23 protein-coding genes are annotated in these 22,203 nt (G+C 52.4%); 11 read left to right on the top strand and 12 right to left on the bottom strand.

Going from position 1 to position 22,203, the window contains the following annotated elements:
* The first annotated feature begins 198 nt into the window (after positions 1 to 198).
* From IX91_RS26000 to IX91_RS23930, 5 genes are all read left to right on the top strand, one after another.
* Positions 199 to 978, top strand: coding sequence for a substrate-binding periplasmic protein (locus IX91_RS26000; protein WP_004747528.1), 780 nt, complete (start codon positions 199 to 201; stop codon positions 976 to 978).
* Between the two features lie 666 nt (positions 979 to 1,644).
* Positions 1,645 to 2,082: a phage regulatory CII family protein gene (locus IX91_RS23945; protein ID WP_004747526.1), complete on the top strand. Its 438-nt coding sequence runs from the start codon at positions 1,645 to 1,647 to the stop codon at positions 2,080 to 2,082.
* A gap of 197 nt (positions 2,083 to 2,279) precedes the next feature.
* Entirely contained in the window at positions 2,280 to 2,768 is a 489-nt protein-coding gene (gene radC, locus IX91_RS23940; protein ID WP_004747525.1) for a RadC family protein, read from the top strand.
* A gap of 99 nt (positions 2,769 to 2,867) precedes the next feature.
* Entirely contained in the window at positions 2,868 to 3,413 is a 546-nt protein-coding gene (locus IX91_RS23935; protein WP_004747522.1) for a hypothetical protein, read from the top strand.
* 30 nt (positions 3,414 to 3,443) lie between these two features.
* Complete coding sequence (locus tag IX91_RS23930) at positions 3,444 to 3,707, top strand: hypothetical protein (RefSeq protein ID WP_004747521.1); 264 nt, start codon at positions 3,444 to 3,446, stop codon at positions 3,705 to 3,707.
* Between the two features lie 24 nt (positions 3,708 to 3,731).
* Here IX91_RS23930 and IX91_RS23925 read toward each other — a convergent pair whose 3' ends face one another.
* The 6 genes from IX91_RS23925 to IX91_RS23900 form a co-directional block, all read right to left on the bottom strand.
* Positions 3,732 to 4,727 (bottom strand): GlxA family transcriptional regulator, encoded by a 996-nt coding sequence (locus IX91_RS23925; protein WP_004747519.1) that lies wholly within the window; start codon positions 4,725 to 4,727, stop codon positions 3,732 to 3,734.
* Positions 4,728 to 5,042: 315 nt separating this feature from the next.
* A complete protein-coding gene (locus IX91_RS23920; protein WP_004747517.1) occupies positions 5,043 to 7,172 on the bottom strand; it encodes a peptidase domain-containing ABC transporter in 2,130 nt (709 codons plus the stop codon).
* 9 nt (positions 7,173 to 7,181) lie between these two features.
* Positions 7,182 to 8,435, bottom strand: a complete 1,254-nt coding sequence (locus IX91_RS23915; RefSeq protein ID WP_004747515.1) for an HlyD family secretion protein — start codon at positions 8,433 to 8,435, stop codon at positions 7,182 to 7,184.
* The gene (locus tag IX91_RS23910) at positions 8,432 to 9,811 is read right to left on the bottom strand and encodes a hypothetical protein (RefSeq protein WP_004749125.1); all 1,380 of its coding nucleotides are present in this window, start codon (positions 9,809 to 9,811) and stop codon (positions 8,432 to 8,434) included. The genes IX91_RS23915 and IX91_RS23910 overlap by 4 nt, the downstream gene beginning before the upstream one ends.
* 57 nt (positions 9,812 to 9,868) lie before the next feature.
* A complete protein-coding gene (locus IX91_RS23905; protein WP_004747512.1) occupies positions 9,869 to 10,075 on the bottom strand; it encodes a hypothetical protein in 207 nt (68 codons plus the stop codon).
* A 317-nt stretch (positions 10,076 to 10,392) separates the two neighbouring features.
* Positions 10,393 to 10,593 (bottom strand): hypothetical protein, encoded by a 201-nt coding sequence (locus IX91_RS23900; protein WP_004747511.1) that lies wholly within the window; start codon positions 10,591 to 10,593, stop codon positions 10,393 to 10,395.
* A 554-nt stretch (positions 10,594 to 11,147) separates the two neighbouring features.
* On the opposite strand from IX91_RS23900, the gene IX91_RS23895 reads away from it, so the two are divergent.
* From IX91_RS23895 to IX91_RS23870, 6 genes are all read left to right on the top strand, one after another.
* Positions 11,148 to 11,867: a TetR/AcrR family transcriptional regulator gene (locus IX91_RS23895; RefSeq protein ID WP_004747509.1), complete on the top strand. Its 720-nt coding sequence runs from the start codon at positions 11,148 to 11,150 to the stop codon at positions 11,865 to 11,867.
* 184 nt (positions 11,868 to 12,051) lie between these two features.
* Entirely contained in the window at positions 12,052 to 12,864 is an 813-nt protein-coding gene (locus tag IX91_RS23890; protein WP_004747507.1) for a winged helix-turn-helix domain-containing protein, read from the top strand.
* Positions 12,848 to 13,333 carry a hypothetical protein gene (locus IX91_RS23885; protein WP_004747505.1) on the top strand — a complete coding sequence of 162 codons (486 nt, stop codon included), beginning with the start codon at positions 12,848 to 12,850 and terminating at the stop codon, positions 13,331 to 13,333. Before IX91_RS23890 ends, IX91_RS23885 begins: the two co-directional genes overlap by 17 nt.
* Before the next feature lie 185 nt (positions 13,334 to 13,518).
* Complete coding sequence (locus IX91_RS23880; RefSeq protein ID WP_004747503.1) at positions 13,519 to 14,316, top strand: winged helix-turn-helix domain-containing protein; 798 nt, start codon at positions 13,519 to 13,521, stop codon at positions 14,314 to 14,316.
* A 132-nt stretch (positions 14,317 to 14,448) separates the two neighbouring features.
* Positions 14,449 to 15,531 carry an L-dopachrome tautomerase-related protein gene (locus IX91_RS23875; protein WP_038197297.1) on the top strand — a complete coding sequence of 361 codons (1,083 nt, stop codon included), beginning with the start codon at positions 14,449 to 14,451 and terminating at the stop codon, positions 15,529 to 15,531.
* A 76-nt stretch (positions 15,532 to 15,607) separates the two neighbouring features.
* Positions 15,608 to 16,390: a glycine betaine ABC transporter substrate-binding protein gene (locus tag IX91_RS23870; protein WP_004743187.1), complete on the top strand. Its 783-nt coding sequence runs from the start codon at positions 15,608 to 15,610 to the stop codon at positions 16,388 to 16,390.
* 19 nt (positions 16,391 to 16,409) lie between these two features.
* On the opposite strand, the gene IX91_RS23865 is transcribed toward IX91_RS23870, so the two are convergent.
* From IX91_RS23865 to IX91_RS23840, 6 genes are all read right to left on the bottom strand, one after another.
* Entirely contained in the window at positions 16,410 to 17,333 is a 924-nt protein-coding gene (locus IX91_RS23865; protein WP_038197303.1) for a LysR family transcriptional regulator, read from the bottom strand.
* 4 nt (positions 17,334 to 17,337) lie between these two features.
* Positions 17,338 to 17,814: a PaaI family thioesterase gene (locus tag IX91_RS25995; RefSeq protein ID WP_004743185.1), complete on the bottom strand. Its 477-nt coding sequence runs from the start codon at positions 17,812 to 17,814 to the stop codon at positions 17,338 to 17,340.
* A 218-nt stretch (positions 17,815 to 18,032) separates the two neighbouring features.
* Entirely contained in the window at positions 18,033 to 18,434 is a 402-nt protein-coding gene (locus IX91_RS23855; protein WP_004743184.1) for a ribosomal maturation YjgA family protein, read from the bottom strand.
* Positions 18,421 to 19,758 carry a cell envelope integrity protein CreD gene (creD, locus tag IX91_RS23850; RefSeq protein WP_004743183.1) on the bottom strand — a complete coding sequence of 446 codons (1,338 nt, stop codon included), beginning with the start codon at positions 19,756 to 19,758 and terminating at the stop codon, positions 18,421 to 18,423. The genes IX91_RS23855 and creD overlap by 14 nt, the downstream gene beginning before the upstream one ends.
* A gap of 74 nt (positions 19,759 to 19,832) precedes the next feature.
* Positions 19,833 to 21,275 (bottom strand): two-component system sensor histidine kinase CreC, encoded by a 1,443-nt coding sequence (gene creC / locus IX91_RS23845; protein ID WP_004743182.1) that lies wholly within the window; start codon positions 21,273 to 21,275, stop codon positions 19,833 to 19,835.
* Positions 21,275 to 21,967 (bottom strand): response regulator, encoded by a 693-nt coding sequence (locus IX91_RS23840; RefSeq protein ID WP_004743181.1) that lies wholly within the window; start codon positions 21,965 to 21,967, stop codon positions 21,275 to 21,277. Before IX91_RS23840 ends, creC begins: the two co-directional genes overlap by 1 nt.
* Positions 21,968 to 22,203 lie beyond the last annotated feature (236 nt).

Raw genomic sequence — 22,203 nt, 5'->3', positions numbered from 1 at the left:
AAAATGAGAGACTAGATGAGAGATTCAAGTGCATAAAGGTTGATTCTGATCGGGAGAGAAGGCAAATTACTTTAGGTAGATCTATGTGCAGTCTGGTTAGATGAGAACGGAGCCCTTTTTAGCCCGGAGAAAAAGGTGCTCAATCGTTGTATGAATAACCTGACAATATCAAAAATGAATTGAGCCAAGGAGAGATCAATGCGGTACCTAGTTCTCGCTTTACTGTTGCTCCCCATTGTTTCATTTGCCTCCTCAAGCAAGACCATAAAACTCGCTTACTCAGATATCGAATCCTTCCCGTTTCAAATGGGCAATGGGAATGATGTTGCGACGCCTCCAGGCATATCTGTCGAAATCATAGAACAACTCGCCCATATGCTGCAGTTCAACGTTGAATATGTGAGGGTACCAGGGAAACGAGTGCTTCAACATATCAAATCCAATGAAGTGGATGGCGGCTTTATTTTTTCCTACAACCATGAGAGGGCCCAATACGCACACTATCCCATTATCAATGGGCAAGTTGATAGTGCGTTGCGTATCGCCACGCTAGACTATTTTCTCTATAGGCTTAAGATTCAAAAGTTAGAATGGGATGGGGTAAAGCTATACTCTACTGGCCATCAGCCCGTTGGTGTTCATACGGGGTTTTCAATTATAGATACCTTAAAAGAAAATGAAATTAGCACACTTGAAGTGTCAAGCACGCAACACTTGTTTAAAATGTTGAGAAAAAGGCGAGTAATCGCTGTCGCCGTCCAGAGTAACATTGCTGACAGCTATATCGATGAAAATAAGCTAGCCAGTATCGAAAAAGTATACCCGCCCATATTAAGCAAATATTATTACTTGATTTTTAGCCATAGGTTTACTGAAAACAACCCTGAGTTAGTTAGGCAAATATGGAGAACTATCGGTGACATACGCGATCAGGTGACGGTGAATAGTATTAAAAAATACACCGCAAGGCATCACTAGGGGTTGTTCGTTAAAGGGGAATGTCAATCACCGCCAGAAGTGGTCGTGAGGTTACATGCCTAATATAACTTTTCATGTCTAGCCTAAGAGGCATCGCCTACTTCGGAACATACTCTGGCTGAGAAAATGGATTCAGTGACACCGCAAACAATATAAGTACACTTGCCCTGATATCGTCATGTGTCTGGTGTATTGAGAAATAGAATCTTATGCCCCCAAATACCAGACCACTATTCAGAATCCTGATATTGGGTTGTGCCAGTACTCGTTCCCTTCAATTCGGCTTCAAAAAAGGCGTGCTTGTTGAATGTTGTCGTTAACGTCGCCTAAAGTCCGCGATCAGGCATGTATTTATCTGGCGCTCTCGAAAGGATTCGAGCCTGTAACCTCTCCCTTGCTCGTGCGATGCGAATGCGCGCCTTAGCGCTTCCTGGGTCTCGCCATTTTATTATCCATTATTAAATTCAAAGTGAGATCCACGTCAAGGTCAAACGGCGAGTGGTACTATCCGGTTGTTTTCTCGATTGAATTGTTAGCCTGCCGCGTTGGCGCATTGGTTTATCGTATCGTCTTACCCTTGATGGGTCGCGACTGGCCGGAAGGTAGGCTTTTCTGTCTGGTCGCGCTTTGTTAGCGTGAGCACGCACACCCACTAGAGGAGGACTTATGGCAGAACGTCTCAACGTGAGGCAGCGGCAATTTGAACAGGCTTGCCGGCTTTTTTCACGTCAACACAACATGTTCCGTCTGGCGCCAAAACTGGGACTGACTCCGGTGACACTGCGTAATAAGCTCAATCCCGAGCAACCGCATGTGCTCAAGTGCGCCGAACTCGTTGCGCTGACCGAACTCAGTGACGATCCCTTGATTTTAAATAGTGTACTGAACGGGCTCAAGGTCGTGACGACGCCACCGCCGTCTGAAGCGCCGCCACCGACATTAACCTCGCTGATCTTAGCGCATGCCCTCGACACCGGCGAGCTGTCACGTGTTTTGTTGAGCGCCAGCAATGACACGCTTCAACGTGCCCAACGCGATGACATGCTGTACACCGCCCATATGGGGATCCGTCGCTTAGCGGATCTTATTCATCGGCTTCAGTAACCTTCATGTGCCGTTCACGTCATAGGGCAGACAGCCCGACTCTCTGGATCGGTCAGTGAGGCGTCAATGCCTCAGAACCCTTGCCCAAGCGGTCGTCGATCGCAAGGGAGGGCCAAGCCGCTACGCGCCCTTGCGATCGCCCCCCGCTCGGTCTGGCGGGTCGTCAGACGCCCGATAGCCGACCCAGGAGATACGTGATGAACGCGCCACTTGACCAAACGACCCTAACTCCGGTGTTCTCAGCCGAAGAACAACACCTCTTGCAGCAGGCCGCGGCGGTGCTGAAATCCAAGCTGGTGCTCTTTGAGCAACCCGTGATGAATGCGCCGTCCATCGCCCAAGCGTTCTGCCAAACTCAATTGGCCGCGTGCGACGTGGAGATCTTTGGGGCGCTGTTTCTGGACAATCAACATCGGGTGCGCGCCTGTGAAGAATTGTTTCGCGGGACCCTTGATCAAGCCGCGGTTTACCCACGTGAAGTGGTGAAGCGTGCCATCGCCACCAGTGCGGCCGCCGTGATCTTGTTTCATAATCATCCGTCAGGCTGCGCGGAGCCGAGTCAGGCTGACCGCCGGATCACCCGCCGTTTACACGATGCCCTTGCGCTGGTGGATGTTCGGCTACTCGACCACTTTGTGGTTTCATTTGCTGACGTCGTGTCGTTTGCAGAGCGGGGCTGGCTCTGACGGCGCCCTTTGCTAAGGCCACGCCAGTCCGAGGGCGGTTGTAAATCTTCGCAGGACACGCGATAGTAGTGAGCAGAGCCTTGCGTAAGGAGCGCCATTATGAAACCGCTGGTGTATGAAATGGATGCGTGGTCAATGGTGACGCTACCGCAATTGCTAGGGGCGTCACTGAGCCTACAGCCATTGCTGGCCATGACTCAATCGGACGTACCTGTCCTACAGGTGCCTTTTGTGGTCGGCGACGCGGTATTCGAGCTGAGCAATGAGTGGTATACCACCCCGCAAGGTCATGATTTCCATCTGCCAATGCTGCGGCCGATGGAGGGCTCACCGGCATGCTACCGAGCTCAACAGGATGGCGCAGCCTCGCCCCTCGCTGTGATTGAGGCGATCGAGATCCTCCGCCGGCGCAGTCGTGATGCCGAATGGCAGCACGGCGATCAAGGCGGCTGGGCAGCGAGCGACGAAACGCTGATCTACGACTGGGGGCTCAACCTATTGTTCACGGACGGGAGCGCGCTGTCGTTGGTGACCGAGGATGATAGGATAGACGGTGGATGGGTGGTGACACCCGACCGGGTGCGACCGTCTTACCAAGAAGAGATTTGGCTGATTGAGGTCGATGTTCGCGAGCGCATTGCATGACAGACTGGCGACGACAGAGGAGAGGTGACCATGACACACGGCACACCACGTGATTACAGTCAGGCGGTATATCAGGTGTATTTTGAAGTGGGGGAATGGCAAGAGACGGCGTTCAAGGTATTGGCGTCTTTCGTCGGACCGGAGGCCTCGGGATCGATCCAGCGGTTGGAATTTGGCTATGTATTGGCCTTGCCGATCCAAAGCATTCCTGAGGTGGTCAGGCAGCTTTGCCAACATAATATCGCTGTCTACCAAATCGTTCGTGGTGAGCAGATCACCTTGACCGAAGCTTGATCGAGAGGGGCGGGGCCCCCATCCTTAGTGGGCAGGCTCATGTTCACAATAAGATTGCGTCACTTTACGGTATTGAGTGGGCGTCATGTCATAAAACTTCTTAAACAGTAACCGGAAATGATTGATGTTGCTGTAGCCCACTTGACGGCTGATGGTTTCAATGTTCAGCCGGGTGGTACTGAGCTTGTCTCGTGCAGACGAGAGGCGCAGGCGCTGAATATAGTTAACCGGCACGTCGCCGGTTGCCGCTTTGAACCGTCGCGTCATCTGTTTTTCGCTTAAAAAACTCTTGCTTGCGCAGCGTGCCACGGTCAAATTGCCAGGGTGTTCATGATGCATCCAGTCTTGCAGTTCATGGATCAGCGTGTCGTTGTGCTGCCGATATTGGCCAAAACTGGTCAGGCAAATCCGCGCAACATTGGAAATGTCCCCCCCAATGTAGCGCTCACAACGCGCGCGATGCCCACTGCCGAACAATTCATCGATCATCAATAAGGTGGCGTCATAATAATCCCGCACGCTCGACGAGCAGATAAACGGCCCTTCGTGAGTGATTTTTAGGTGAGGCATCAGCTTGACACTGGGGTAGCGTTCCCGAAAGCCCGCCACATGTGCCCAATGGGTGGTGGCACTGCGATGATTGAGTAACCCCAACTCGGCCAGTAAAAACGTCCCCGTGCACAGGGAGACAACAAACTGGCTGCCGACGAGCTGCTGCGTCAACCACGTTTTGAGCTTGTCTGGCAGCAAATACGCCTCGTCACTCGGATCGCCACAGCAACCGAGCAAGAAAATGTCTGTTTTTTCAACTTGCTGCCACGGTGTGGGACAGGCAATTGTCAGTCCAGAGAAGGTGTGTATGTGGGCATCGTAAGGAGAAATATAACGCACATCAGGATCGGGAAGTCCGGCCAATTTGGCGGCAATGATTAACATCTCTACGGGACCGGTGATCGCGGTCGTTGGGACGTTATTGAGTAGTAAGGCAGTGATGCGTAAAGGTTTGCTAGGTTCTACCATCCGTTCGAAATCCCTTGTTGAGCCAGTCATAACATCACTATGCGCTGTAAATAGTTCTGGTCGTTAATCAAAAAAGATGAATTATCAGTCATTCATGACGTGATAGAGTTTTTCGGCGTGTTTTTTAATTGACTGATAAATAAGAGTTAATTATCTTTATGTTGCATTAATAACCAATTGTGTTGATTGAAATAGTGTAATTACTCTATTTTTGTTCTGTGCGATGAGCGGTTTGGCCGTGAGCGTATCGACGCGGAGCTAGAAAATCCACCCATCCACGTCTGGGTGTCTTGGCGCTCGGCCCCATTTTACGCGCTAGGACTGAGCGCTGATCCCGTTGAGCGCGGCAATATCAATCACGCGATCCGCAGAATCAATGGTGCTGGGGCGGTGAGCCACAATCACGCGGGTGATTGCAGCTTGGTCACGGATCATGGTGTTGATGTGTTGCTCCGATTGGGCATCCAAGTGACTGGTCGCTTCATCGAAGATCAGAATGTCTGGTTGTCGATACAGGGCTCTGGCAAGGAGCACGCGTTGTTTTTGTCCACCAGACAAGGTGTTGCCCAGTTCACCCACTAAGGTCTCATACCCCATCGGTAACTGCTCAATGTGCTGGCGAATGTCGGCCATGGCCGCCACGTCGCGTACACGCTGCGCATCAACCTGGAGGTCGAAAAACGAAATGTTTTCTTCTAGTGAGCCAGATAACAAGGTGTCATCTTGCATGACGCTGCCTATCCTCTGGCGATATTCGCTTAGATTCAGCGAACTGAGTGGCGTGCCGTCGATGAGAATTTGACCTTGGGTGGGCGTTAGCATGCCGAGCATCAACTTAATCACGGTGGTTTTGCCACACCCAGAGGCGCCAATCAGGGCGACCGCTTCACCCGCGTGGATCTCAAAGCTGAGATTGTCGATCACGCGAGGCTCATGGTCAGAATACTGATAACTGACCTGCTCAAAACGAATGCTAGGTGACAAGTGTGCCACATCGACGTAAGAACGCTGAGGTTCGGGCTCTTCTCGTTCAGTCAACACCACATCGCCCACGCGCTCTAAGTGTAAACTCAGCATCTTGAGCTGAAACAGAGTATCAATAAAGCCGGAGACTCGGGTGGAGAACTGATCTTTAAACGACAAGGCCGCGATGAGCATCCCTACCGTCAGATCCCCGGTGAGTGCGGCTGCGGTACCGACCCAAACGATCATCAGACCTTCAAGACCAAAAATCAGAGTACTCATCGACTCGAACATAATACCGAGTTTCTGCTGTCGAATGTCGGCATTGCGCTCATCGACCAAAAGATTTTGCCAGCGAACCGCGCGATTGTCAGTGCGGCCAAACAATCGAATGCTCTGGATGCTGCGAACCGTTTCTAGAAAATACGTTTTTTCCTTAGCACTGGATAAAATGAACTCGAGATTGAGTTCGCGAAATCGCGCGAAGAATCCTTGTCGCAGCAGAAAATAGACGCTCATGGCCCCCAAGGCAATGGCGGCAATCTTGGGGTCGTAACCCAATAGCATGGCCAGCGCACCCATCGCCAGCATTCCGTCCAACAACGCTTCGACAACCTGTTTAGTAATGGCACTTTCGATAACGTCCAAAGAATCAAACCGTGACGCGATGTCACCCAGATTACGTTTTTCAAAAAAGGGGATCGGTAAGTGCATCATGTGCTGAAAGACGCGTGCACGCCACTGCAGGTTAAAGCTGGCGCTGACTGCCATGACGGTCCAAGCGCGCAATGCACTGGCCCCCACGCGGATCAGGAGCAGTAAACCAAAGCCTATGATGACCAAAGACAATAAGCTCTGATCTTGGCTGGGGACAACGTGGTCAATCACCACTTGAGGCAGAAAGCTGGCCCCTAAGACACAAATCTCATACACCAGGGCTAACGCAACGATTTTCGCCAGCGAGCCGATCAGACCGTTAGGGCGGCCGAACACATCACGCAAGGTCGGTTGATGGATGTCATGACGCATAGGGGCCATGCTGTCGATTGGGGTCAGCTCTAAGATCACTCCCGTGAAATGCTGTGAAAACGCCGCGCGCGACAGACGACGGCGGCCAATATAGGGATCGTGAATGTAAAAATAATGCCGGCTGACCTTCACTAAGACGACAAAGTGATTGAGATCCCAGTGCAAGATACACGGGTTGGCGACGTTCGCCAAATCGTCCACTTCGACACGCAGCGGACGACCGCTTAGGTCGAGCTTTTTGGCCATGGTCATCAGATCGCTGAGGGTGCTGCCATTGAGCGACACCGACATCTCGCTGCGTAAGCGGGTTAGGTTCAATTTATGCCCCCAGTACTCGGCGATCATACCGACACACGCGAGCCCGCATTCAGCGGCCTCGGATTGATAGAAGAGGGGGATCTTGCGCGAAAAACCGATCTGCAGGCGTTCCGCTAAATCATTCAATACTGTCACTGTATTACCTTACATGTATTCTTGGACTTTTTTGAAAGGATCGAGGAGCCACTGATAGATTTTTCGTCGTTCGACTTCTAGGCTCGCTTCAAGGTTCATTCCGGCACGAAGTGGGGTGTCGACCCCATACACATCCACCGATTGCGAGCGCAGCGTCACTTTGACTAAGTAGACAAACGGTGGCAACGGGGTTTTGGCTTGGGAAGGCGGTTGGTATTTGAGATCGTCCACCGCAACCGTGGTGGATGAGATGGCGTCAATCACCCCCTCGTACTGGCCGAATTTTTGGTAGGGGAACGCTTCATATTGCAAACGGACGGATTGACCCACAGATAAAAATCCCACCGCCCGGCTTGGAACGAACAACACCGCCTGCAAAGCTTGACCCTCGGGAATGATGCTGAGTAACACACTGTTTTGCGACACGGGCCCTTGCGAGACGTTGAGTGCCGAGACGGTGCCGTCAAAAGGCGAGGGGACGACCGTCTCTTTAAGCGCATTGTTGGTGGCTAATTGCTGTTGGACGTCGCCAACACGGCGCTGCAATTGGGCGCGTTCTAAGGTCAATTGGCTACCAAGTTGTTTGATTTCTGCCTGTTTTTGCGTTTTCTGGTAACGAAAGTCGTCCAATTGCAATTGCAATTGCTGCAAATCGGCCTCAATGGCGAGCATGTCACTGCGCCGTTGGCGAAGCTCTATTTTACTGATGGTTTGCTGCTGCTGCTTGGTGACAAAGGACGCCAGTGTCTCCTGAGCCAGTTTGAGCTGTTGTTTCTTGAGCGCGATGACCTGTCGGTGACCTTCGGCATTGACCGCCAATTGACGGATCTCCCGCTCCAACGCTTGTTGCTTTTGGTGGGTTAAGGTCTCGTTGGCCGCAACCTGCTGTTTAACCAGTTCGACATTCTTGTTCATCAATGCCCCCAAGTGCTGGCGTAGGTCGCCATCGGTGGGGTTGGTGGATTCGGTGTTGATGACATACAGCGCTTGTCCGCGCGTGACCCGCTGTCCTTCCTCGACCAGTCGCTGGCTGATGAGACCGGACTCTGGGGCGAACACATCAGCAATGCCCCCTTTTGGTAGTAATAGCCCTTGCACTTTTTCTTTCTGGCTAAATTCTCCCCAAAGAGTGAAAGCAACAACGACGATCCCCACGAGGCTAGTCAGGGCAATCAAGCGCGTAAAAGTGGGTGGCAGCGCGATCAAAATGTCACCGTAGTAGCCGTGCTGGCGCTCGGTCACTTCATTGCGAAATAGGCTCATTGAGGCTCCAAAGCGGGGTGATATTCATGAAAGTAGACCTCGGCGTTACGCCAAAATAACCAACCTTGTGGGCTGATTTCTATCAGTCGGCACAGGGCGTCGGCCTTGGCTTGCACTATGTCCTCTCGGGATAGGTGTCGTGTCGGGATGGGCGTAACCTCCAGAGTGAAGCGTTTTCGTTTGATCAGCCCGGCGATGTACAAATTGGCCGCCGTTTTGTCGGCCAGTAAGGCGCCGGTGTGGGTGATAAACGCGCGCTGATGCCACATCGTACACGCCGTGAATGAGCGTGCCATCTGGAGCCCCGACGCTTCGTCCGAAACAAACAACGGATTGCCATCGGCAAACATAATAATGTGTGCCCCTGCCCGCGCCCGTTTAAGCAGTTTGAAAAACGAGTGCTTACCCGCGGGCGGCAAGATCTCCAAGGTACGTTCATGACCTTGCTCAGCGAATGCTTGGTGACACAGAGTGATCATGGTGTCATCCCAGGGGTTACCGTAGACCACCACATCGCGATCTGAGGGCAGATTTTGCAGCACGCTGTACACTGCGCTAATTGGGTCAAACAGGTGGAGTAACTCAATGATACATTGACCGTCAAACGGCGACAGAGGGGAAGACAGCGGAGCCGAGATCACGCGGTGTGCCCATTCAACCGAGCGAGGACGGCGTAATTTCCGCAATAGATGGGCGGTGTAGCCCATATTGATCGCCAGTTCTGCTAAGTTGGCTCTGGCCAAGTGGCGTGCTTGTTCGTTGGGACACGCAAGCACGCGCTGAATATTGTGTCGCGGAGCGGCCAAAATGTCCGGCTGAACGCAGCAATCCCACCACCGAGTCAGCAGGCGAAGGAGCGCGCGGGTTGGGCGTTTGCCAAACGACGACATCATCAAAGCCAATGGGGTTAACCGCTTGACCAGCGTGCGTTCTTGGGCTTGCTCTCGTTTGAAAACTTGGGCTAATGGTGAGGGGCCTGGGGAGGGCTCGCCCAGCGATAGAACGTAGTTGACGTAACCGGGCTTTTTACACAGATCGAGAAACTCCATGCTGCGATAATGTCGCTCGCCTAAATACGGATCCCACACCAGCAGTCCCTGAAGGGAGACGTCGAGGACGACAACGCAATGGTGCAAGTTCCAGTGGACCAGACAGGGCGGCGACAACAACTCCAGATCCGACTCCTCCTGAACGGCGGTAGCGGAAAAGGGGACACCTTGCTCCGTCAAATACACCGCTAAGCGTTCGTGCAGATACATCGAGGAAAAAGAAGAGAGACGGTCCACATGCGCTTGGGAAAGCGCGAGTCCTAGTTTGGTGAGGCACTGAAACAATGGGTGTGGCGTGTGGGACAAATCGTGAGTGGGTGAGTTCATAACAGTGGTCCAATTCGCAGGAGAAGAAGGCGGAGCTCAATACCCCGCCTGCGCCGATTAGATGCGGCGGCTGTTGCTACAACATACGTTGCCGTTTTTTGGTTTTGGTGATGGACGGGTTAGGCCTTCAACACCCAAACCAGCCGATTCGAGTAGACGAGACAAACCGTCTGCAACCGCACCAGCCCCGTCAATTGCGCCAACCACGCCACCGCCGCTCACTTGCTTTGTTTCTTCTTGAGTTAATAGTTGTGTTTTTTTCATAATCGTATTTCCTTAATTTATTTTTGATTACCAAGTTGAGTTTTAATGGATTGCCAAACTGACTGTTCTATAAAACTCGATTTCAAACTATTCAATTCATTTTTAGAAAACAACGAAATATAGGATGAATGTCCTTTATCTGACGTAAATACAATCCAAATAGTATTGTTGTGGAGGGGTGATGTATTTATTTTCTACTTCTATTAATAGAAAAGTAAATAAAACACTATTAAAAGATATTGATGTCATTAATGTCTTTTGATGAGGGGTCGGGATGGCGAAGAGACAAAAAAACGGAGCGCAAGCTCCGTTTAATACTAGATGCGGCGGCTGTTACTGCAGCAGAGGTTACCGTTTTTAGGCCTTGGAGACGGGCGGGTTAATCCATCAACCCCATGACCAGAGGCATTAATGACACGAAAGAGACCATCGGTTACTTTCGCCGTTCCATTGATCAAGCCGACGCCACCGCCGCTGACGCTTTTCATTTCATGATGAGTTAATTGTTGCTTCTTCATACATTTACCTTTTATTAAAATGACCAGTTGCTCTGGCCATTAAAAAATAATTAACGTCAATCATTGAATCAATGGAAATAATAAAGGATATCCGAAATACCGACAAAGAATGTCGTTTTATTGCCGTTCCATTTTTATATGAACGATATTTATATTAGATAAATAAATACGTTAAATCATTGACTGAAGGAATAGAGAGCGGAACGCGTCCTGATGTGTGTGGGTTTCAGATCGGCACAATGTCTCTTTTCGGGTGTGGATCTGAGCCAAATGGTACTTAACGGCGCCCATTTTTTGTATAACGTAAAGACGACCTGTTGTTGATCAACGATAAAACCGCTTTGAATTCCGTAGATTAGCGGTGGTCAGAAGGGGGGATCAGCACTCTTGGGGGATACCTTGCGTGCATTATTGTTCGGTGTACAATGAAAATGTCCAACTGTCCACCGAGCGGTCGGTTTAGCAAGCGTCATATCGTGCACGACACCGCCACGCTTCGAGAGCCATTAAGGACGCAAACATCGTATGCACAGCAGCACTCTAGGTAACGGGTTATGAAAAGAAAAGCGAACACGCCTTCTTTGTCCAAGGCGCTCATTTTAGACGAGTCGCTACGATTACTGGCAGAGAAGGGGATCCAGGCGTTCAGTATTCGCGACCTTGCTCGACGTTTGGAGACTTATCCCACCGCGATCTATTGGTATTTCCACAACAAAAATGCCTTACTGGGTGAAATTGCCAATAGGGTGATGTCCAATGTCACACCCAGTGATGAGGCATTGACCGGGCAGGGTTGGCTGAACGCGCTGTTTCAGAACTATCGAGAAGCGATTAAGCAACATCCGCATGTCTCGGATCTGATTGGCGCGCGACTCTTGGCAAATGCGCATCAAAACCCCAGCCTGCTGGAAGGGGTCCTTACCGCATTACTTGAAATGAAGTGCCCAGAGCGGCACCTTGTGACTATGTATAACACGACAGTGGCGGCCATGTGTGGTTTCGCGACGATGGAATTTGGGCACCTGCCTCAAGAAGATCTGCAACAATGGCGCGATCAGTTGCAAGCCAAGGCCGATAGGCTCAACGCGGCTGACTATCCGAACCTAACGCGAAGCTTGCCGAAGATGATGAATCGAGCTTTTGTCTTACGTTGGCAAAATGGGCACGAGCAGCCAATGAACGACAGTTTTAACCGCTATGTCGACGTGGTGTTGGCGGGGTTACAGGGACAAATCGCGGCAATGATTGCCGTCACGGAGGAAGCGCAACGTTGATCCCTACGGGGTGGGCAAAGGGCAGGAGGACGTGATCACATCGCTGAAGGAAAGGCCAACCATCGGCGTGTCTCGTGAGTGTGGCCAGCGGCCGCAAGCGATGCCAGCTCAAAGAGAGTAGGAGTGACGACAAACAATCAGTACCCAGAAGAGGTACCACGATGCATTAGGGGAAGTGGGTTGAATGACAAAACATATCAATGGCACGTCGGTGTGGCAGTTTTCGCCACTGGATAAGGATCAACTGATCCATGTGCAAACCAAACAAGTGAAGAAACTTAAGGGCCCGGAATGTCGCGTGCTTGAGGTTTTGCTCGCTCACCAGGGTCAGGTTGTCGCGAAGCACGATCTGCTTACCATGGCTTGGCCTGGACGCGTGGTCTCTGATGCGAGCCTGACTCAAAGTATTGCTCAGTTACGCTTGGCACTGGGCGACAATGGTAAAGATCAAGACGTGATTAAAACCGTGCCTTATCAAGGCTACCTGTTGTTTGATAACCTGATTGAACTTGTAGAATCAGACTCTGAGCGCTCAGAGCTGAGCGCGTCACCAGACTTAGCGTTGGGGCGAGAAGAAGCGCCGCTTGACCCGCCCATTGAGCCTCAAACCCGGTGGATCTCATGGGGTAAAAAAATCGCGGCTGGGCTGCTGCTGGTGATCGCAGCCATCCAAACTGCGGAAGCGGTCCATCGTTACACCTTTGCCTGGGACGTGCAGTTGGATACATGGAAAACGGTCAATCGTGGCAGTACCACTTTTTTCTATCAGGATAGCCACGCTAGTCGCAAGCTCTATCACTATTTGAGTGCCAACAGCGCGATTGCCAACGATCACCAGATCAGTCGTGTGCTCGTGTCGACAGGGGTACGCCACTACTACGTCGCCTGTGTGTACACGGATGCCCATACCGATATGCAAAATGCCAAAAACCTGACCTTCGCGTTAGGTGAGCGGTTCCAATTCATTGGGGGTACGATCGATGATGTCTGCCGATAACGGGCTCAAATTGTCCCTGTTGCTGGCGTTGCTCACCACCCTGGCAAACGTGACTCTGAAAGTTCGCGATCGCCCGGCCTTCATGGATGGAGAGAGCAGTCAGCTGTATTACAGCAACAGTGCCAACTACCGACCTAATGGCGAGGTGTATTACATTGAAGACTTTCATACACTTGATGCTCAGATGTTTTTTCGCAATAAATCCTACACCAGCCGGATGATCGCGGGTGAAGACAAAGCCATTCATTTCAGCTACTTAGCCGAGTTTTACAGTCACAACCTGGTTCAGTTTTCTCAGTTTTCATTGGACAGTGGGCTGCCTGGGGTACAAAAAGTGGTCGATGTCGAAGCCCATGCGTTAGGCCGGCTAACCAGTGAGACTTTGCAGATCATCCATCAACAAGGTCCGGTGCTGTGTTACATGAAGCTATTGGAAGGCAGCGTCAAATGTGTGGTGCGAAGAAAGTAACAATCTGCCTTGTGCCTTCTTCAAATCTCAATTGATAGCCATTCAAATTGGAACGGGTGTTTCCTGGTTGTCACGCGTCGTAACATGACCCTCTGATCGCATGGAGAGCGTGGTAAGGGGGAGGCATTCGACGGCCTCATGCTTTGCCTTCTTCGCGATAAAACTCGTTGAGTAGAGGGCACAATATGAGCACAAGTGGGCAAGGGATATGGGGATTCACGCCTCTCGACAAAGTGCAACTGACGCACGCGCGCACCCAACACACGAAAAAACTTAACGGTCCGGAGTGTCGCTTGCTGACTGTCTTGCTGGCCAATCAGGGAAAGGTGGTGTCCAAGCAAGAACTGATGACCAAAGTGTGGCCCAACCGGGTGGTCTCCGAGGGCAGCTTAACCCAGAGTATCGCCCAATTACGGTTAGCGTTTGGCGACAGCGGTAAGGAACAAAAATACATCAAGACCGTGCCTCAACAGGGGTACCTGCTGTTCGCGAATGTGGTCGAGTTGGTCGAACGTCCTCATGCGTCCACCCCTGTCACGGCCTATCTCGGTGCGGCGAAACCCCACCCCGATGTGGGGCAAAGGGAGACGAAACTGCCTCACCGCTTGGGGGGCGTGAAAGGGCTTCTTGTGATGGTGTTGATGTTGGTGACCGGTATTCAAACGGCCGATGTGGTCCATCGGTACACATTCGCTTGGGGTGTGGCAAAACCAACCTGGCAGCATGCTGACCATCTTGACACCACCTATTTTTACCAAGACGAGCCCGCCAGTCGTCAGCTCTATCACTACTTACGTGATCCAACCACGGGCTTACAGAACGGGCCTATCCACCAGTTACTGATTGCGGCGACGCGCCACCATTATAATGTGTCTTGCGTGTACGGGGACGTAAACCAAGCCAAGAATCTGACCTTTGTACTGGGTGAGCGGTTTGACGTCATTGCGACCCACGTTGGCCGTGCCTGCCGCTCAGCTCGTTGAAGCTGTTATTCAATTAATATTTGAGAAAAATTAAATTATTAGCCTGTTTTTAGTCTCAAACGCCACACGTATGATCGGCAGACATTCACAAGGAGCCCAAACGATGCGTGCGGGCGTACAGAGAGGTTCAAGATGAACAGGCTGAAAACAGGGATTGCCCTAATGGCGGCGATGGGAGTCCATGCGACTCAGGCGAGCGAGTTAGAGGTGGTGGCGGAGTTAAATGGTACACGACCTGGCAACCTGACCGTCACAGAGCAAGGACGCGTCATCATGTCCATGCACCCACTGGAAAACCCAAAATATCGGGTAATGGAATTGCTCGACGACGGCACAACACGCGCCTTTCCGACCGAAGACTGGGCCGATGGCCCTGAGCTTGGCGAAGTCGGCCTGTCGTCAGTCATTGGCATTGACAGCACCAAAGACGGGACGGTTTGGATGTTGGACATGGGCAGTGCCAGCGCGCCTGCTCAGATTGTCGCTTGGGACAGTGTGAATCACGAGCTTGCTCAGCGCATTACGCTCAGTCCTTCCGTGATGGTGGAGAATTCATTCTTCCAGGATTTCGCCCTCGATACCCAACGCAATCGAATGTACATTGCTGACACCACGTTAGGCAACATCGTTGGGGAGGCGGCACCAGCATTTGTGGTGGTGGACCTCAACACGGGTCAGGCGCGGCGTGTGCTTGAATCGCATAAAGCGTTGATGGCACCGCTTCACCAAGTCAGCATTGACGGTTCACCGTTGGCGACCAAGCGCCAAGATGGACAAGCACAACCTGTGTATCTCGGCCTCAACCCCATCACGATCGATGCGAACAATGAGTGGGTCTACTTTGGGACCGTCAACGGCAGTGCGATCTACCGCCTACCTGCTGCCGCCTTGGCAGACCCTAAAGTAGCGCCCGATCAGCTCGCCCAAACCATCGAGTTTTATAGCGAAAAACGACCGAGCGACGGGATGGTCATGGCGGAAAATGGGCGGATTTATGTGGGGGATCTGGAGAAAAATGCCATTGGAGTGGCCGACGAATCTGGCTATCGCTTGCTCGCCCAAGATGATCAGTTGCTCAACTGGGTGGACGGTTTTGCCTTAGGTAAAGGTTATTTGTACCTCACGCAAAATGCGTTGCATCTGCATCCCGTCATGAATGAGGGCGAGGAAGAAGCAAACAAGCCTTATCGCATTGTGCGCCTCAAACTTGAGTGATGTGCATTGTACGTCTTCGCTGTGGCGGTGCGGGCATCGCCACGATCCAAAAGGGTATCTCTAGAGAGGAAAACGAATGCCACAATCAATCACAATGGGAGTCACGGATCTCTCTTTTCACCGAGTTACGGCTTCACTGGTTCGTCATGTGTTGGTCGATATGGGGTTTGAGGTCGATCGCGTGTACGCACCGCATCAGGAAAATTTTGCCCAGTTGGCCTCGGGTGCAATCGACATGTTGAGCTCGGCGTGGCTGCCATCGAGCCATGGCGTGTACAAAAGTCAAGTTGAAGCCACGGTGCCACTACTGGAGCTTGGCCTTCATTATCAACCGTATGCGCTGTGGGGGGTGCCCGATTACGTGCCAGTTGATCAGGTTGCCAGTGTCGAGGATTTGCTGAAGCCGGACGTGCGAGCAAAAATGAGCCGAGATATTCAAGGCATCAATCCAGGCGCAGGGATCACGCGTTTTTCAATCCATATGATGGTGGCGTACGGTCTTGAAGAAGTGGGTTACCGCTTTCATACCGGCAGTGAGGAAGCGTGCTTTGACGCCTTTGAACAGGCGGTAGAACAACAACAATGGGTGGTGGTACCGCTGTGGCAACCTCAATTTTTACACCATAAGTATCGCATCCGTGACTTGGACGATCCCAAAGGGTTGCTGGGCGGTGTGGATCGCGCTGTGCTGCTACTGCGTGACGATCGTCGTGTTCGGTTTACACCAGAGCAATTGGCGCGACTCGATGCGCTTCGTTTCTCGAACACCATTATCGCCGAGCTCGACCACCAGGTTCAACGAGAGGGGCAATGCTTAGATGCCGTGACACGCGCATGGCTGGATACGCACCCATTCTAGCCCGGTCGACTTGGCGCGCTTAGCTCGGGATAAGCTGGCGCGCGGCGAGCGCGGAAAGTAACGCCTGAGTGCGGGTTTTGAGATAATCGCGCAGCAGGCGGACGGTCGGCGTGATGGATTGACGGCTGGGGCACACCAACCACAACTCTGTTGGGGTCGGCGTATAGTCGGGCATCACACTGATCACGCGTTGACTGAGTAAATCGTCTGCCATATCGAGGCATGATTTGATGGCCATACCATACCCCGACACACACCAACGTCGCACCAGATCGCCGTCATTTGAGATCCGATCCCCCTGCAGTTTGGCCTTGATGGTGTGCTCGCCATGGACAAACTGCCACTCCTCTTGGACCACATCGTTGAGCTGATAGCACAAGCCGTTGTGCGCCGCCAACTGGTGAGGGTGTGAAGGGGTGCCATGCGTGTCGAGGTAGGCGGGCGCCGCGCAGAGCAAACGCGGCACATCGCAGATTTTAAAACCGTACAGATGGCTTTCGGTCGGTGAACCGTAGCGCAACGCCATATCGATGGCATCGCGATAGAAATCGATGTTGCTGTCGCTGATATTGCTGCGCAGCGTGAGATTGGGGTGTTGGCCAAGGAACTCATCGAGCCAAGGGGTGACCACGTTTCGACCCAGATCAGAAGACAACGCAATACGCATTTCTCCCCCCAGCTCAGCCAAATCGGCCTGAATATTGAGTCGCGCACTATCGAGTAACTGCAGCGCTTGCTGGCACTGAGGCAGGTAGCGTTCGCCTGCGGGTGACAGGCGCAATTGGCGGGTCGAACGGATAAACAGCTCTAGGCCAAGGTTTTTCTCTACGCGTTTGAGTGCGGCACTCGCGGTCGCGACTTGCATGTCTAGGCTATTGGCGGCGGCGGTGATACTGCGAAGCTCGGCGACTTTCATCACGACAAGCAGATCGTTGAGCAACATAAATTCAATCCATGTTTGATAATGCATTCATTATTATCCTTTTTTTGTTCGTGCCACAAGCGGTCTTACTGTGGTGAGAGGAGGGGAGGGTCATAAATTGGCTACTGGCGGTCGAACACACGGTGTTGCCTTGAGTGATCTGACTGTGTAACCAGTGAACGCTTCGGCGGCTCTTGACCCAACGAGCCTGGATGTCTATCGCTTGTCCCAACTGGATTGGCTGGTGAAAACGGGTCGCTAAATGGACAGTCATGGCATGCACGTGGCGCAGGTAAAGGCAGTGCAACATCGCACTGTCATGCAAGGCACTGATCAGTCCTCCTTGCATAAGACCATCGTAGCCTTCGACCTGATGGTTTGGGATAAGCGTGGCTTGAACGGCGTCATCATTCACGGCGTGAAACTGGATAGGCCGATCAGAAAAAAAAGCCTGATGACAGACTTGGCAACGACGATGGTCGGCTGGACGTAAAGTGTGCATAGTATCCCTCTGGTTAGGTTCCTCATACGCGGGCGCGTGTGCGCCTGCGGCGTTCTTTTAGACAAGGTCACTATAAAAGGGGTAATTGGCATATGCTAAATATTGCGGTGAAAACTAAGGTTTCAACAGTTCGGGGTGGCGCTTAGCCCACGCGGACACCGTTTCAAGAAAGCGGGGCCGGGTGGGCCTGCGTTTTTTGATCTTCTCGGGTCTCATGCCTATCTCGCGTCTTGCTGCCATGCGATCACGCCTCCTATGCTGTACGCCACAAGATCAAGCCAATCGAATGTGGTTCCGATGACCCACGACCAGGCCGATCCCAGATTGAGTAATGTGGCCAACTGATACCACTGCCCCAACTCCACCAGATAAGCGACCGTTACCGCGATCAGGGCAAGTCTCTTAGGGGAGAGCGCCAAGACGGCAGCCAATGTGGTGTGGAGCCAGATCACAACAAGCGCATCGCCAACGGTTGGGCGAATCACCGGATCTCGCAGACCCCATGCAATGAGCCACAAAAGTAACAAGCACGCCAGACTTCTGATGGCGTATTGCGGTGACCAGCGCCAGAGAGGGCGCCAGTCAACCTCCACTGGGGGCGTTGATTTAGCTTCGCTCATGGTCAACGTCCGAGTGAGGGCGGGCAGGGTGACGACGATACCAGTCAATATGACGGGTGAGGATCATGACGAAACTCAAGATGGTAAAGCACAGCAGTGTGCCCATCAGCAGCGCGTAACTTTCCGCTTGCAACAGCCCAAACAGCAGGCCATACAGAAGCAATAACCCCCCAACGAATATCACGCCATGCGCACGGCGCTGCAACACCCCCGTGACATAGATACTCAGTAAGCTTGTGGAGGCTAACGCCGATAGCCCATAGGCCCAGTTAAAGCCAAGGTGCTCACTCATCGAGATGAGCAGCAGATAGAACAACGCAAGTGCGAGGCCGACAAAGCCGTATTGCACCGGATGCACGGGACGAGCTTGAAACAGCTCGAGCAGAAAGAAACTGGCAAAGACTAACGTGATCACCAGTAATGAATAGTTCGTCGCGCGGTGAGATTTGAGGTAGTGGTCGACCGGATCGATCAAGTCGACGCCCATCTGTCGTTGCTCCAGTTCGTAACATTGGTGGTCACCGGTAAGGCAGTTGCGCAGCAATTGAGCCATGTTGGTTGAGAAATTATTGCTCTGCCACTGAGCCTCAAACCCCGACTCTGCCACTTGGGCGGTGACAGGCAGATAATCGCCAATGAAACTGGGATGGGGCCAAGATGAACGCAGCTCGACACGGGATTGGTCACCAATCGGTGCGACCTGAAGTTTCCCCATTCCTTGTAACAGAAACTGGAGGTCGAACGTCAGGGGTTGGTGGGTATCGAGCTGTGCGAGATCCAGAGGCTGATGAAAGCCTTGTGAGATGGCGCTGAGCCCAGTCCCAGGGAAGACCTCTATCGCATGGTTGGCGACACGCATATCGCCCAGCGTCATCAAGCCTCGACTGTCTTCTATACCGACCACTAATCGAATGTCGTTGATATCATGGCCTCGCAACGCGTCAAGCTCCGACAGGTCAAAGTGGCCGGTCAAACGGGTCTGAGCATGATACAGACGCGCACGATAGATACCGCGGTATTTCTCAAAACTGTCGAGCTCAGCGCCGAGATTAAAGGTATCGGGCAATATAACGTGTTGGCGCTCGGTGACGTGCAGAGTCTCATTGTGAAAACGGCTCTCAGTATAAGTGATGTGGATAAAAGGCCCAATAATACGCTGCGGGCCGCTGCTGCTACGGGCGATATCACTGCGCACGGTGTCTTGACGTAGGGTACGCTCGGAAATCAGGCCGCTGACCATCGACAGCGGGATTTGCAGTAGTAGGAACAGCAACAGCACCAATGCGAATTTGAGGCCGAGCGGGTGGTTGAGGATGTGTTTCATCGTGTCTTCTCCTTAGCTGAAGACACCACGTTACCTCAGGGATATGGAGACAGAATGGAGCGAATGTGGAGTTTTTATGGAGTTGGCATTGTGAGGGTGACTTTGACCCCGTGCTCTACATTGCTGATTGTCAGCGTTCCTTGATGGAGCTTCATCACTTGTTCGACAAAATTCAGGCCCAATCCGGTGCTTTTGACCCCATTGCTGCGCGCGAGTGAATAAAAGCGTTCGGTGAGGCGAGGCAGGGCGTAAGCCGGGATAGGTGGGCCACTATTGAAAATAGACAGCGCAAGCTGTCCCGGGCTTCGCTGGGCTTGCCATACAATCTCGCCCTGTGGGGCAACAAAGTCGAGGGCGTTGTCCATCAAGTTAAACAGCGCTTGCTGAAGCAAAAACGGATCACCAAGACAGGTGTCATCGGGTGAGATGAGGCAGTCACAACGAACCGCAAGATGACTTAATCGAGCGTCTGCGGAGGCCGTGACGTTAACCACCATGTCTCGCAAAGCGATTGACTCGACGCTCTCCAACGCGGGTTGCTTTTCAAGGCGAGCCAGCTCCAATAACTTGTCGATGAGGGACTGCATTCGTTCGCTTTCGCGTTCAATGTTGCGGGCAAAGCGGGTGACCCTGTCACCGTCAAGCGGGGTCTGTAAGATCTCACTGGCGCCCTTAATGGCCGACAACGGGCTTTTCAGTTCGTGAGTCAGCGTCTGTACATAGTCTTCAACGTACTGCTTGCCATCGAGTTGATTGCGCATTGTCTCCAAGGCATCACTCAGCGTGCCGTATTCATAAAAGACTCGAAAGGTGGGTTTCGGGACCTTGTCCCCCTGGCCCATTTTGGTCGCGTAGTCTTCAAGTTTATGCAAAGCGCTGTGAATACGCCAAGCGAACAACGCACCTGCGACCAAAACAAGGCCACTCATCCACACTAGCCAAAACCAAACATTGCGCTTGGACAAGTCGATGAAGGGCTGAACCGAACGATTGGACTTAGCCACGGTGACACTGCCAATGATCTGGCCATCTGAATAGATTGGCGCGGCAACGTGCATGACCGTGGAAGAGGGGTCATTGGGATCTTCGATGGTACTGCGTGCGCCATACTGGCCGCGCAAGGTTAGGTAAACGTCGTTCCATTGCGAGTAATCCTGACCAATATCTTGTTGCCACGAGTCAGCGATCACGATGCCATGCTGATCGGTAATGTAGATACGATGATTGATGGCTTTCTTACCAATTTCCCAAATGCGAGCTTGAGGTTCACGTTGACCGTAAGCGCGGAGTAGAGCCGCAAATCGACTTTGTGACAATTGGTGATTGGCGACGTCCTCTTCCGCCAGTACCGCCAACAAGTTGGCCATATCCACCAACGTCTCTTCGGTGGTTTGACGGACGGTGGGTTTGAGTTCTTGGATCACCGTTTGGCTGACGGTGTACGCGGTGATCCCGACCAAAATGAAATAGAGCGCAAACAGTCTCAGCCCTAGCGGGATCCTTGGCCAGCGTCGCATCATTCACTTTGCCCGTTGTAGAAGTAACCAAACCCCCGTTTGGTCACGATCCGCTCTGCCATCGCATACGGTTTGAGTTTGTGACGAATGGCCTTGATATGCGAATCAATGTTGCGCTCATACACCGCGTCCGGAGTCATGTCCGCGGCGACCATCAGTTGCTCGCGACTGAAAACCTGATCTGAGTGGGAGAGGAGTTGACGCAAGATCTTAAATTCAACCGCGGTGAGCCCCAATGGTTGTGCATTCACGCAGTAGTCAAAGTGCTGCGCAACGAGGGCCTGATCCGATGAAGATTGCATTGACTCGGACTGAGGAAAGGCCGTTCGCGCTTTGATTCTGAGCTTGATTCTGGCCAGCATCTCTCGTGGGCTGAAGGGTTTGGTCACGTAGTCGTCAGCCCCGATTTCTAAGCCGACCACGCGATCTATCTCCTCATTGCGCGCGGTTAAGAAAATAATGGGTACCGCAGAAAAGTCTCGGATGGTTTTGCACAGCTCAAATCCGTTGCCATCGGGCAACCCAACGTCTAAGACGAGCAACGCCACAGGGTGTTGACGCAAATACGCCAAACCTTGTTCAGCGGTCGCAAACCACTGAACCGGGTAACCGTCCATTTCTAAGACATGGATTAAGGTGTCTGCAATCGCGGGTTCGTCTTCAATGATGACGACAGTCAATGGGTCACTCAAAGGAGGTCTCTTCGTTTCGGTGAGGAAAGCCCACTATCAGAGGGCACGATGTCACTTATACTACCTTGGGAAATCGGGAACACAAGTGTGACTGAGGGGGGGGGGGGGGTGTCTTGCCAAGGGGGGCCACGAGTGAGCGGCAGGAAAAAGGCGCTCGATGACGAGCGCTCAATTGAGGCAGCGAACCGCAGGGCTGACTGCCTCGTTAAACCCACCAGAATGGTGGCGCGAGATGG

This window comes from Vibrio tubiashii ATCC 19109 (assembly GCF_000772105.1).
Taxonomy (GTDB): domain Bacteria; phylum Pseudomonadota; class Gammaproteobacteria; order Enterobacterales; family Vibrionaceae; genus Vibrio; species Vibrio tubiashii.
Note: the sequence above shows the minus strand (reverse complement) of the source record. Positions and strands in the feature narration are given on the sequence as shown.